13 protein-coding genes are annotated in these 12,643 nt (G+C 62.9%); 4 read left to right on the top strand and 9 right to left on the bottom strand.

The window, feature by feature from the left end:
* Positions 1–28 precede the first annotated feature (28 nt).
* Positions 29–901 carry a methyltransferase domain-containing protein gene (locus NKJ09_RS21540; protein ID WP_023721038.1) on the top strand — a complete coding sequence of 291 codons (873 nt, stop codon included), beginning with the start codon at positions 29–31 and terminating at the stop codon, positions 899–901.
* Positions 902–952: 51 nt separating this feature from the next.
* On the opposite strand, the gene NKJ09_RS21535 is transcribed toward NKJ09_RS21540, so the two are convergent.
* The 5 genes from NKJ09_RS21535 to argJ form a co-directional block, all read right to left on the bottom strand.
* Positions 953–1,132 carry a Flp family type IVb pilin gene (locus NKJ09_RS21535; protein WP_023721039.1) on the bottom strand — a complete coding sequence of 60 codons (180 nt, stop codon included), beginning with the start codon at positions 1,130–1,132 and terminating at the stop codon, positions 953–955.
* A gap of 206 nt (positions 1,133–1,338) precedes the next feature.
* Positions 1,339–1,644 (bottom strand): hypothetical protein, encoded by a 306-nt coding sequence (locus tag NKJ09_RS21530; RefSeq protein ID WP_023721040.1) that lies wholly within the window; start codon positions 1,642–1,644, stop codon positions 1,339–1,341.
* A gap of 127 nt (positions 1,645–1,771) precedes the next feature.
* Positions 1,772–2,194 (bottom strand): (deoxy)nucleoside triphosphate pyrophosphohydrolase, encoded by a 423-nt coding sequence (locus NKJ09_RS21525; protein WP_352483541.1) that lies wholly within the window; start codon positions 2,192–2,194, stop codon positions 1,772–1,774.
* Positions 2,191–2,970 carry a GNAT family N-acetyltransferase gene (locus NKJ09_RS21520; RefSeq protein ID WP_352495599.1) on the bottom strand — a complete coding sequence of 260 codons (780 nt, stop codon included), beginning with the start codon at positions 2,968–2,970 and terminating at the stop codon, positions 2,191–2,193. The genes NKJ09_RS21525 and NKJ09_RS21520 overlap by 4 nt, the downstream gene beginning before the upstream one ends.
* On the bottom strand, positions 2,970–4,211 hold the full coding sequence (argJ, locus tag NKJ09_RS21515; RefSeq protein WP_352495600.1) for a bifunctional glutamate N-acetyltransferase/amino-acid acetyltransferase ArgJ: 1,242 nt from the start codon (positions 4,209–4,211) through the stop codon (positions 2,970–2,972). The genes NKJ09_RS21520 and argJ overlap by 1 nt, the downstream gene beginning before the upstream one ends.
* A 180-nt stretch (positions 4,212–4,391) precedes the next feature.
* Here argJ and NKJ09_RS21510 point away from each other — a divergent pair, with 180 nt between their 5' ends.
* Positions 4,392–5,618 carry a caspase family protein gene (locus NKJ09_RS21510; RefSeq protein ID WP_352495601.1) on the top strand — a complete coding sequence of 409 codons (1,227 nt, stop codon included), beginning with the start codon at positions 4,392–4,394 and terminating at the stop codon, positions 5,616–5,618.
* Positions 5,619–5,621: 3 nt separating this feature from the next.
* On the opposite strand, the gene NKJ09_RS21505 is transcribed toward NKJ09_RS21510, so the two are convergent.
* Positions 5,622–5,858 carry a putative antibiotic biosynthesis monooxygenase gene (locus NKJ09_RS21505; protein ID WP_352483537.1) on the bottom strand — a complete coding sequence of 79 codons (237 nt, stop codon included), beginning with the start codon at positions 5,856–5,858 and terminating at the stop codon, positions 5,622–5,624.
* Between the two features lie 111 nt (positions 5,859–5,969).
* Between NKJ09_RS21505 and NKJ09_RS21500 the strand changes: the two genes are divergently transcribed.
* Positions 5,970–6,626, top strand: coding sequence for a TetR/AcrR family transcriptional regulator (locus tag NKJ09_RS21500; protein WP_352483567.1), 657 nt, complete (start codon positions 5,970–5,972; stop codon positions 6,624–6,626).
* Between the two features lie 43 nt (positions 6,627–6,669).
* On the opposite strand, the gene NKJ09_RS21495 is transcribed toward NKJ09_RS21500, so the two are convergent.
* On the bottom strand, positions 6,670–7,587 hold the full coding sequence (locus NKJ09_RS21495) for a peptidylprolyl isomerase (protein WP_352495602.1): 918 nt from the start codon (positions 7,585–7,587) through the stop codon (positions 6,670–6,672).
* 253 nt (positions 7,588–7,840) lie between these two features.
* Here NKJ09_RS21495 and secA point away from each other — a divergent pair, with 253 nt between their 5' ends.
* Positions 7,841–10,573, top strand: a complete 2,733-nt coding sequence (gene secA, locus NKJ09_RS21490) for a preprotein translocase subunit SecA (protein ID WP_023721048.1) — start codon at positions 7,841–7,843, stop codon at positions 10,571–10,573.
* Positions 10,574–10,853: 280 nt separating this feature from the next.
* Here the strand turns inward: secA and NKJ09_RS21485 are convergent, their stop codons facing one another.
* On the bottom strand, positions 10,854–11,804 hold the full coding sequence (locus NKJ09_RS21485) for a 2-hydroxyacid dehydrogenase (RefSeq protein WP_156948167.1): 951 nt from the start codon (positions 11,802–11,804) through the stop codon (positions 10,854–10,856).
* Positions 11,805–12,244: 440 nt separating this feature from the next.
* Entirely contained in the window at positions 12,245–12,442 is a 198-nt protein-coding gene (locus NKJ09_RS21480) for a hypothetical protein (protein WP_023721050.1), read from the bottom strand.
* Positions 12,443–12,643: the final 201 nt, after the last annotated feature.

The raw sequence follows: 12,643 nt of genomic DNA, 5'->3' as shown, positions 1-12,643 counted from the left end.
CAGAGAGCGAAGCACAAGGACCTGCCCATTGCAGCTTGTAATCGACACCTCGCTCTGGCTGGCGCACAAGCGTCGGGCACTGGCCCGCCCTATCGCCGGGGCGGATTTCCTCATGCGGCGGGCGGCCGAGGATCTTGCCGACCGGCTCGGCGCCGTCGAACGCAAGTTCGGCAAGGCGGCCTCATTGTTTTGCCAGACGCCGGCAGCAGCAGAGGTGCTCGCAGAAAGCGGCAAGGTAGCGGAAAACGTGCGCGTCGAGGCCGACGCCGCTTTCCTCGACGGCCGGCCAGGAGTGGTGGCGCCGTTGGAAACCGTGCCATTCGAGCCGGAAAGCCTCGATCTTGCTGTCTCGCTGCTGTCGCTGCAGGCGATGAACGACATTCCCGGCATGCTGGTGCAGATCCGCCGGGCGCTAAAGCCGGACGGGCTTTTCCTCGGCGCCTTCGCCGGCATAGGCACGCTCTCCGAACTGCGCGAAAGCCTGCTTGCCGCCGAGACCGAGCTCTACGGCGGCGCCAGCCCGCGTGTGATCCCGTTCACCGATGTCCGCGACGCCGGCGTGCTGCTGCAGCGCGCCGGCTTGGCGCTGCCGGTTGCCGACGTCGAGACGATTACGGTGCGCTACGATTCCCTCTTTGGCCTGGTCGCCGACCTGCGCGCAATGGGCGAGACCAGCGCGCTTGTCGACCGCAGCAGACGGCCGGGCACCCGAGCGCTGTTCGCGCGCGCCGCCGAAATCTATGCGGAGCGGTTTTCGGACGCCGATGGCCGCGTCAGGGCGAGTTTCTCGGTGGTCTGGATGTCAGGCTGGGCGCCCGATGCCTCTCAGCAAAAACCGCTGAAGCCGGGCTCCGCAAAAATATCGCTGAAGACGATCCTGGAAAACCCCGGCGGCCCCTGAGCATATCCCTGCGCAAAAGCTAGGCGTAGCCCTGCGCAACAGCCGAGCGAATCACTGCGCAAATGCGTTGGCAAGCCTGCTGCTGTTGTCGCTGAACAGCCACTCGATCGCACCGGCAGCCTGGCCGATGCCTGTGACAATGGCAAGCGACAGCACGGCCACGATCAAACCATATTCGATAGCCGTCGCACCCCTCTCGTCTTCTAAAAATCGTTGCAGCAAGATTTTCATGGGCGCCCATCCCTCTTGCCGGAACCTAGCGCCGACCCGTTAAGAAAGGTTAACGTGACAGGCTTAACGCGCGGTGAAACAGCTGCATTCCAATGCATGTCGCGCAAAAGTGTGCAGCGGTTTTGCGATAACGACATGCATCGAAACATAAGCGCGTCGCACGAGGCCGGTCGAACGCGACGCGCTTCAGATATCTGTTGAGGACGTCAGCAGTCACCGCTGCTTCTGCCATCGGCCCGAATGACGCAAACCGAACTGGGCAGCGGCTGCAGCACGCTCTTGCGCAGCGTATAGCTGTCGCGCTGGCCGATCGAGCCGGTGCTCATTGTATCAAGCCCATCGCGGGCAAACTGCGATCGGGTCCGGCTGTCGAGGTAGGGTGTCGCGATCAAGGCCAGAGCCACCGCGGCCGAGCCGAACAAAAGGGCGATGCGCAATATTCCCATGCCAGCATTGGCGGCGCCAGGAAGGCGATCGGGCCAAGGCAAGTCCCAGTCCTTGTCGAAGCTCATGCAAATCGCTCCCCAGCGGTGGAATCGGCGTAACCGCTTTGCGTCAATTTTTCACGGCCAGATAAATCTTTCATTAACGCTGCTGATATCGCTTCGCGGAGCTGCCCGGTTTACGGGAGATCGGCCGTTACAGCAGATCGATGAGGAACTGGATCAGCGGGGCATCGGCCGGCGGCATTGGAAAATCGCGCATCTGGCGCGGCCGCACCCATTTCAGCACCTGCCGTTCCTTCGGCTGGGCAATGCCGCGGAAGCGACGGCAGACGAACAGCGGCATCAGCAGGTGAAAATCATCGTAGGAATGGCTGGCAAAGGTGAGTGGTGCCAGGCAAGGGATATCGGTCTCGATGCCGATCTCCTCATACAGTTCGCGGATCAGGCATTGTTCCGGCGTTTCGCCGGGCTCGACCTTGCCGCCCGGAAACTCCCATAGGCCGGCGAGTTGCTTGCCTTCGGGCCGCTGCGCCAAAAGCACGCGCCCGTCGGCATCGACTAGCGCGCAGGCCGCAACCAGGAGCAGGCGCTTGCCGACCGTGTCTGAGCCGCTCATGCGCCTTGTGGCCGGCGATAGTGATAGCGATAGACTTCGTCGAATCCGAGCAAACGGTAAAGCGCCAGCGCCGGCGCGTTGTCCGCCTCGACTTGCAGCCAGGCTTCCCGCGCCCCGCGCAGTCGCGCCCATTTCAGCGCCGATCGGATGAGGTGGCGGCCATGGCCCTGGTTGCGCACCGATCTGTCGGTGGCGATCTCGAACAGCCCGGCAAGGTCGCCGTCATGCACGCAGATCAACGTTGCCAGCGGCTCGCTGCCGTTCTCCAGCGCAAACAGCCCGGCCTCCGGCTGGATGGCGCCAATGATCTCCGACAGGCCGGGCCGCAGCGACACATCCGAGCCGCTCACCTTGAGCGCCGCGCCGATGAAACGGCTGATGTCCTTCAACGGAATCTGGTCCATGGCGTCGTCGAGCATAGCGTCCGCCAGCGGCAGCCGCATGACCAGCGACTCCGCGAATGTGCTCCAGCCCTCGCTGTCGAGGTACTTTGAGAGATCCGGCCCCGACAGCGGCGAGATGCGAAAGGTCAGCGGCCTGCCATAGGCGTCGAAGCGACGGCTGGCGCGGCCGATGCGCTCGGCAATGTGCTGAATGTCGCCCGGATCGAGCGGATTGACCGAATTCAGCCGCTTGGCCGGGTGGCCAGCCGTCAGCCGCACGACCCAGGTGCCATCATAATGGACGGCGGCCGCCGGCCAGGCGCGAAAGCCGGCCGCCTCGTAGCGGCGCACGATCGCCAACACGCTTGCCGGATGTCTGGAGGCCAATGTCATCAGCTCCGATAATCGCCATTGATGGCGACATATTCCTTGGTGAGATCGCAGGTCCACACCGTCGCCTTGCCGCGGCCGATGCCGATATCGGCGCGGATGCGGATCTCGTCGCGCTTCATATACGCCGAAGTCGCCGCTTCGGAATAGGCGGCGTCGCGCTCGCCCTGATATGCCAGGCGGTTGTCGCCGAACCAGATCGACAGAAGGTCGCGGTCGGCCGGTTCGCCGGCCTTGCCGACGGCCATGACGACACGGCCCCAATTGGCGTCCTCGCCGGCGACTGCCGTCTTGACCAGCGGCGAATTGGCGATCGACAGCGCAATGCGCTTGGCCGAGCGGGCCGATTTGGCCCCGGTGACGGTGACCTCGACCTGCTTGCGGGCGCCCTCGCCGTCGCGCACCACCTGCAGCGCCAGCGATTTCAGCACCTTGCCGAGGGCACGGCGGAACGCGCCGAGGCGCGCATCCTTGGGGTCGGAAATTGCCGGCGCGCCACGCCTGGCGGCAGCACCTGTGGCGAACATCAGCAGCGTGTCGCTGGTCGAGGTGTCGCTGTCGACGGTGACCGCGTTGAAGGTCTTGGCCGTGCCGCGCGACAACAGATCCTGCAGCACCGGTGCTGCGATCGGCGCATCGGTGGCGATGAAGGAAAGCATCGTCGCCATGTCGGGCGCGATCATCCCCGCGCCCTTGGCGATGCCGTTGATGGTGACGTCGGCATTGCCGAGCTTGACCGTCGCGGTCGCCAGTTTGGGATAGGTGTCGGTGGTCATGATTGCCTTGGCGGCTTCGGTCCATAATTCCGGCTTGCCGTCCTTGATCAGCCCGGCCAGCAGGTGGCTGAACTTACCAGTATCGAGCGGTTCGCCGATGACGCCGGTCGAGGCCAGGAACACCTCGCCCGCTGTGCAGCCGGCCGCCTTCGCCGCCGTCTCGCCCGTGAGTGCGGTCGAAGCGCGGCCCTTCTGGCCGGTAAAGGCATTGGCATTGCCGGAATTGACGACCAGAACGCGCGCCTTGCCCGCCGTGAGGTTTTGCCGGCAGAAGTCGACCGGCGCCGAGGGGCATTTCGACCTGGTGAACACCCCGGCGACGGTGGTGCCGGCGTCGAACACCATGGCCAGCAGATCGGTACGGTTCTTGTATTTTATGCCGGCCTCGGCGGTGGCGATGCGCACGCCCTCGATGGTCGGCATCTTGGCATATTTCTTCGGCGCGAGCGGCGAAACCTGTGCGGACATGGAAGACCCCGGGCGGGAAAATCGCGAAAGGAACGCCGGTTTGCCCGATAGCGCGCGTCGGCGCAAGCCGTTTTCACAGCCGTTACGGGTGCCGGACGCCTGACACTGCCTCATGCCGCAAGCAGGGCTGTTGCAAATTTGTTGGCATCGCTGCGGCCGATAGCGCTATGATCCTGCCCTATGGGCAGGCTTGTGGTCTTGGCACTGGCGTTTCTGGGCTTTCTGCTGCTGCGCGCGGATGCGCAGACGGCGCGGCGCGTGGCGCTTGTGGTCGGCAACGGCAGCTACGCCGAAGCCGGCACGCTGGCCAATCCCGTCAACGATGCGCTCGACATTGCCGACAAGCTGCGCGCTATCGGTTTCGAGGTGATCGAAGGCAACGATCTCGGCAAGCGCGAGCTCGAACGCAAGATCGGCGAATTCTCCGATGCGCTGCAGGGCGCCGGTGCCGGGCTGTTCTACTATGCCGGCCACGGCCTGCAGGTCGACGGGCGCAACTTCATCGTGCCGGTCGACGCCAGGCTGGACATGCCGGTCAAGCTCCAGCTCGAGGCCGTGCCGATCGACGAGGTCCTCGACATCATGGAGCAGCAGACCAAGGTCAGCCTGGTCTTCCTCGATGCCTGCCGCAACAACCCGTTTGCGCGAAGTCTCAGCCGCAGCGCCACGACGCGCTCGGCGACGGCTCTCGCCGGCCTCGCCCAGTTCCAGTCGACACGCGGTTCATTCATTGCCTTCTCGACGGCGCCCGGCGCTGTGGCAATGGACGGGACGGGGCGCAACTCGCCCTTTGCGGCGGCACTTTTGCGGCATATGGCGGAGCCCGGACAGAGCATCAACGACATGATGATCGCGGTGCGCCGCGATGTCGTTTCCGCAACGCGCGAGGCGCAGCGTCCCTGGGAGCAGGGATCGCTGCTCGAGCGTTTCGAATTTGTGCCGGGCGGAGACAGTGCCCAGCAACCGAAACCGGCCGTCACCCCGGCGCCCGCGTCTGAGGTCGCAGCGCTCGAACGCTCCGTCGGCGACAAGGGCGCCATCGAGCAGTTTCTGCGCCACGACTATCTGGCGCCTGATGCCAAGGCGATGCGCGAGACCGTCAAGCGGCTTTACGGTGCGTCGGCCACCATCTACGGCACGCGCTACGACAGCGAGGCCATCGTCAAGGTCAAGACCGACTGGTTCGCGCAATGGGCGTCGTGGTCGTTCGGTCTCGAGCCCGGCAGCCTTGAGGTGACGCCGCACGGCAAGGACCGCGCCGATGCGGTTTTCGCCATGACCTACGATTATGTGCCGAAGGACCACTCGGCGCAGCGGCTGACCGGCAAGGCACGGGTCATGCTGGAACTCGTGCTGGCCGACGGCGAGTGGCGCGTTGCGTCGGAAACGTCGCAGGCGCTGGAATGAACATCACCGGACCGCTGGGTTAATGAACCCGCGAAACGCCCGCTGCACGCCCGGAATCAGTCCCCAGATCATGATCGAGACCATCAGCGGCGCGATGACCAGTGTACGCTGCCAGATTTGCCACTCCTTGGTCAGCGGAAAAACCATGTACAAAATGGCAGTGATCAGCGGGTAGACGCCGAGCAGCACCAGCAGGGCGAAGCGCAAGCGCGAAAAACGCGTGGCGACAGTCGAGGTCATTGCTGTTCTCCTTATCGTTACGGAACGTTCCGTTACATATGAAACGGATCGTTTCGTTTCGTCAAGGGGCTGTGTATGATGGCTGCTGAGATCATCGGCAAGGAAGACGAGATGGGCGAAACCACCGATCCCGGGCGCAAATCAGCCGGCGCACGGCGCAGCCCCGAAAGCGCCGATGCCATTCTCGATGCCGCCGAAGCGGTACTGGTCGAAGCCGGCTATTCCGGCTTCTCCATCGAGGCGGTGGCGCGGCGGGCGCGCGCCGGAAAACCGACGATCTATCGCTGGTGGCCAAGCAAGGCCGCTCTGCTGCTCGACGTCTACCAGCGGCAAAAGCGTGTCGACAATCCCGACACCGGGAACCTTGAGCAGGACCTCGTCGGCTTCCTGAAGAGCTTGTTTGCGCACTGGCGCGACACATCGTCGGGCAGCGTGTTCAGATCGCTGATTGCCGAGGCGCAGTCGGACGAAAAAGCGGCCGCCGCCCTTGCCGAATACGCGAGAGGCCGTCGTGTCCACACCGGCCAGATGGTCGAACGCGCCAAGGCAAGGGGAGAGGTGGCAGCCGATGTCGATGCCACTGTCGTCGCCGACCTGATCGCCTCGTACGCCTGGACGCATCTTCTGACGAACCGCCTCGACGAGGACGAAGCGACGCTGCACAGGGCGGTCGGCTATGTCTTGAAAGGCATCGTCGCTGGCGATGCCGGCGATGCCACGGCGGTCCGGCGGCGGCGTCGACGCATCATCGTTCGCCCTACCAAATAGAAGCGACAGGGCGGCAGCGCGCCCTGTCGTAGCTCAATCTGGCCTATTTCGCGCTTTCCAGTGCGTCGACCGTCTTCTTCAGGTTGGCATCGGGGATGTCGACCTTGGCGTTGGCGCGCAGCGACTTGACCAGCGCGAAATACTTGTCGCGGATGACCGCCTGGCGGGCCTGGTCCTTGACCTCGTCGAAGGCCGGCGGCTGCTTGGTGCGCTTGTCCTCGACCTTGATGACGTGCCAGCCGAACTGCGACTGTACCGGCTGCTCGGTGTATTTGCCGACCGCCAGCGCAAACGCCGCCTTGTCGAATTCCGGCACCATCTGGCCAGGCCCGAACCAGCCGAGATCGCCGCCGCTGGTCTTGCCGCTCGGATCGCTGGTGTGCTCGTTGGCAAGCTTCTGGAAATCGGCACCGCCGTCGAGCTGCTTGATGATGGCGTCCGCCTCTTCCTTCGTCTTCACGAGGATGTGACGGGCGTGCACCTCGTTGGTGGGCGGCGTGTTGGCGATTTCCTGGTCGTAGCGGGCGCGGACCTCGGCATCGGTAACTTTGTCGACGACGCCCTTCTCGACCATTTCGCCATGCAGCGCGCGCTGCTGCAGGAATGCCATGCGGCGCTGGAAGTCGGGATCCTTGTCGAGGCCGGTGGTCACCGCCTGGGCCGCCATCACGCGGATTTCGATCGCCGCCGACAGCGCCGCGGCGCGGCGCTGCTCGGGCGGAAGCTGCGCGAACTGCTGCGACAGCTCGCCCTCGGCAAGCCCAAGGTCTGCCTCGGTCAGCGTCTGGCCGTTGATGGTGGCGACCACGGCGTTCGGATCGACCGGCTTGGCCGCCGGGGCGGGTGCCGCCGGCTGGGCAGGGGCGGCTTCCTGCGCCATCAACGGCGACAGCGAGAGGGCCGACAGCCCGAATGCCAGACCAAGGCTGGCGAGCGACGCGCGGCGGAACAATACAGACATTACGATTATCTCCAAAGCGGGGTAGCTAGAGCGGAATGGCTTCCAGACCAGCAGGATTGTGGCGGAATTTGGCGCGGTCGACAGGGCGAGCGCGGCGTTGACATCGAATGAGCCCCCTCTTATCTGTCCAACGACTTTGCGTCCAGAACCGTTTTCCGGGCGCTTTTTGCGTTTGTCCGCGTTCACGCGGATTTGATGGGGGCCGGCCGGCGCCCGTCGCAATGACTTGGAATGCTATCGAAAGGGCCATTGGATGGTCAGTCTCGGCGGTCTCGCCCGTAAGGTTTTCGGCTCCTCCAACGATCGTCGGGTCAAATCGACCCGGCCGCGCGTCGAGGCGATCAATGCCATGGAAAACGAGATGCGGGCGCTTTCCGACGCCGAGCTTCAGGCCCGCACCGACAAATTCCGCCAGGACATCGCCAACGGCGCCAGCCTCGACGACCTTCTGGTGCCGGCCTTCGCTACCGTGCGCGAGGCCGCCCGCCGCGTGCTCGGCATGCGGCCGTTCGACGTGCAGCTGATCGGCGGCATGGTGCTGCACAATGGCGGCATCGCCGAGATGCGCACCGGCGAAGGCAAGACGCTGGTGGCGACGCTGCCGGTCTACCTTAACGCGCTCGCCGGCAATGGCGTCCATGTCGTCACCGTCAACGATTACCTGGCCACGCGCGACTCCGAATGGATGGGCCGCGTCTACAAATTCCTCGGCCTCAAGGTCGGCGTCATCGTCCACGGCCTGTCCGACGAGGAGCGCCGCGTCGCCTACGCCGCCGACGTCACCTACGCCACAAACAACGAGCTCGGCTTCGACTATCTGCGCGACAACATGAAATACGAGCGCGCCCAGATGGTGCAGCGCGGTCACAGCTACGCCATCGTCGACGAAGTCGATTCCATCCTGGTCGACGAAGCCCGCACGCCGCTGATCATTTCCGGTCCGCTCGAGGACCGTTCGGAAATGTACAACACCATCGACACCTTCATCATCCAGCTGCAGCCGCAGGACTACGAGATCGACGAGAAGCAGAAGACCTCGATCTTCACCGAAGAAGGCACCGAGAAGCTGGAGAACATGCTGCGCGATGCCGGCCTGCTCAAGGGCGAGTCGCTCTACGACGTCGAGAATGTCGCCATCGTCCATCACGTCAACAACGCGCTGAAGGCGCACCGGCTGTTCCAGAGGGACAAGGACTATATTGTCCGCAACGGCGAGATCGTCATCATCGACGAGTTCACCGGCCGCATGATGCCCGGCCGCCGCTATTCGGAAGGCCTGCACCAGGCGCTCGAGGCCAAGGAGCATGTGGCGATCCAGCCGGAGAACCAGACGCTCGCCTCGGTCACCTTTCAGAACTATTTCCGCCTCTACAAGAAGCTGGCCGGCATGACCGGCACGGCGCTGACCGAGGCCGAGGAATTCGCCAACATCTACAATCTCGACGTCACCGAGATCCCGACCAACCTGCCGGTCATCCGCATTGACGAGGACGACGAGGTCTACCGGACGGTAGAGGAGAAATACAAGGCGATCGTCAAGGAGATCAAGGAAGCCCGCGCCAAGGGCCAGCCGACGCTGGTCGGCACGACTTCCATCGAGAAGTCGGAGCAACTGGCTGAACGCCTGCGCAAGGAAGGTTTCAAGGATTTCGAGGTGCTGAACGCCCGCCACCACGAGCGCGAGGCGGCGATCGTCGCCCAGGCGGGCAAACCGGGCGCCATCACCATCGCCACCAACATGGCCGGCCGCGGCACCGACATCCAGCTCGGCGGCAATGCCGACATGCGCATTGCCGAGGAGCTTGGCGACATGCCGGCCGGCCCCGAGCGCGAGGCCAGGGAAAAGGACATCCGCGACGACATCGCCCGGCTGAAGGAAAAGGCACTCGCCGCCGGCGGTCTTTATGTGCTCGCCACCGAACGCCATGAATCGCGCCGCATCGACAACCAGTTGCGCGGCCGCTCGGGCCGCCAAGGCGATCCCGGCCGCTCGAAATTCTTCCTGTCGCTGCAGGACGACCTGATGCGCATCTTCGGCTCCGAGCGCATGGACGGCATGCTGCAGAAACTCGGCCTCAAGGAAGACGAGGCAATCATCCATCCGTGGATCAACAAGGCGCTGGAAAAGGCGCAGAAGAAGGTCGAGGCGCGCAACTTCGACATCCGCAAGAACCTGTTGAAATATGACGACGTCTCGAACGACCAGCGCAAGGTGGTGTTCGAGCAGCGCATCGAGCTGATGGACGGCGAAGGCTTGTCCGAGACCATCACCGAGATGCGCGAAGGCGTCATCGAGGAGATCGTCGCCAAGAACATTCCCGAAAACGCCTATGCCGAGCAGTGGAACGTCGCCGGGCTCAAGGCCGAGATCGCCGAATTCCTCAATCTCGATCTGCCGGTCGAGGACTGGGTCAAAGAAGAAGGCATTGCCGAGGACGACATCCGCGAGCGCGTCAGCCAGGCTGCCGAAGCCGCCGCCAAGGAGCGCGCCGAGCGCTTCGGCCCCGACGTGATGACCTATGTCGAGCGCTCCGTGGTGCTGCAGACGCTCGACCATCTGTGGCGCGAGCACATCGTCAATCTCGACCATCTGCGCTCGGTCGTCGGCTTCCGCGGCTATGCCCAGCGCGATCCGCTGCAGGAGTACAAGGGCGAGGCGTTCGAGCTGTTCCAGGCGATGCTGGGCAATCTGCGCCAGGCCGTCACCGCGCAATTGATGCGCGTCGAGCTGGTCCGCCAGGCGGCGGACGCGCCGCCGCCCGAGGCCCCTGACATGTTCGGCAGCCATATCGACGGCAGCACCGGCGAAGACGATTTCGACGGCGGCGAGACGGCCGTGCTGGTCCGCCAGGAAAGCAACGCCATCGTCGCCCCCGAAGACCGCGACCCGAAGAACCCGGCAACCTGGGGCAAGGTCGGCCGCAACGAGGCCTGCCCGTGCGGGTCGGGCAAGAAGTACAAGCACTGTCATGGGGCGTTTGCGTAAGGCTGCGCTTTCCTTCTCCCCGTGATGGGGAGAAGGTGCCCTAAGGCGGGGCGGCACGGACGTCTGCGACTAGCCAATCTCCCCACCTGAGGGGGAGATGGCCGGCAGGCCAGAGGGGGGCGGTGTCCCGCCGACACCAAAATACGCATTTCGAATTTTCTGTATCTCGACCGGCGGTGGTGTTTGAGTTTGAAATCTAATAGCCGGGTGACGCACGCGCTGATGTCCGCGCTTCATGAAGATCGGAACCTGCTAAAGTGGGTAAAGACACTACTTTGATTCAATAACCCCGTTCGAGGTCGATCTTGTTGGACAGAGGCTCTCCTCTGGCGACTTGACCGCAGAGATCGGCGGCCTGGTCGATTCCAGAATCCACCCAGAAGCTCGCGACATGAGGTGTGACGGTCACCTTGGGATGAGTCCACAACGGCGATGAAGCCTCCAGCGGTTCACGCTCAAACACGTCAAGACAAGCACCAGAAAGCTGACCTTCGTCGAGAGCGCGGATCAGGTCGGCTTCGTTGACATGCGCGCCCCTGCCGACATTCACAAGGTAGGCACCTCGCTTCATTTTTCCAAAGGCACTCAAGTTCAGTATCCCACGAGTCTCACCAGTCAGGGGAAGTGAACAGATAACGTAGTCCCGACTTGTGAGTGCGCCCGCAAGCTGGGCACGGCCAAAGTAACTGTGTATGCCAGGAAGCGTCTTTTGATGACGAGACCAGACTGCTGTGTCGTAGCCAAAGTCCGCAAACAGCTTTGCGGCCCAGCCACCGATCCGGCCCGCACCAAGCACAACTATTCTTGTCTCGGAGATCTTCCGCGGCGCGATCGGATTCCACAACTTGCGGGCTTGTAGACTCATGTAATCCGCAACATGCCGTTGCTGGCAGAGAACGCGAAGGACGATGTACTGCACCACTTCCGAAGCCTGCTCACGCGTTGCGAGCCTGATGAGCGGAACACTCTTGGGAAAGCTCTGAAGATCAATACCCTCGACACCGGCTCCCAAATAGACGACGGCGCTTAGCCCCGTCATGGCATCAAAAAAGCCAGGACTGGCGCCCTTGTCGATCAGCACAATGTCTATGTCACTTTTGTTCCCGGCGTCTGGCCAAAGCCTGAACTCCAGCTGCGGCACACGGGTTTTCAGCTCAGCAGCCCACACTTGTGCATCAATGTAGTCAGGATACTCATTGACCATCAGAACGGTAATGGGCTCGCCTAACACTTCGCCCCTCCCAGATTCAGGTAATCAGGCATCCACCGGATTACCGTTCTGTTGAGACTGAGGTTTGCGCAAACTGGCACCAGTTGCAAGATCAGACCCCGGCAAAAATGGCGTTGGTGATCCGCCAAAGCCGTGATGTCTGCCCGCTGCCGGCCGAGGATGTCGATTTCGCTTTCTTCAAGGCATAGTTCTCCCCTTGTTTTGCTGAAACGCATGACAACCGGGCCGGTCACGCCGGTGATGGATGGGGCGATGGCCGGAGTTCCGCGATCAGCCGCAGGATGTCGGTGAAGAGTTGCCTCGGGATAGCGACCTCCGCATCTGGAAGGCGACATAACGCCCATGGCTGATAACCTCGGCAACGATCTTGATGAGCTTCTTTGTGAGCTGGTAAGTGGTGCCAGAACATCCTTCCTGGCCTTTAGGTCCGGTTGGCATTCTTAGTTCTCCGCATGGCTAAAGACGACAGCGCCGTTGTCCTTACGAACTTCAACGGACACGATTCCATCGTCACCCTTTCGGGTTTGGAACATGGAGGTTGCATGATCTTTCGCGGTCTTCTCGTCGTCGAAGATCACCTTGTCGACGATGCCCTGCCTTCCATACCAAATGACAGTGTAGACCATTGTTGCTGCCATGCGTTCCGCTAAGCATATAGGCGTTTTCGCATATGGGGCAAACGAGATAGGCGTTTCCGCGTATTTCAAACTGAGACACTAAAGAGCAGGGTGAAGGGTTGCGCGAATGATGAATATGAAGCAGCGCGCCGCCCCTCATCCGCCTGCCGGCACCTTCTCCCCGTGAACGGGGCGAAGGAACACCCACCCAACCGTTTCTTA

The organism is Mesorhizobium sp. M0189 (assembly GCF_040322135.1).
In the GTDB taxonomy this organism is placed as follows: Bacteria; Pseudomonadota; Alphaproteobacteria; order Rhizobiales; family Rhizobiaceae; genus Mesorhizobium.
The sequence above is the reverse complement of the archived record's forward strand: the minus strand, read 5'-3'. Positions and strand labels throughout refer to the sequence as shown.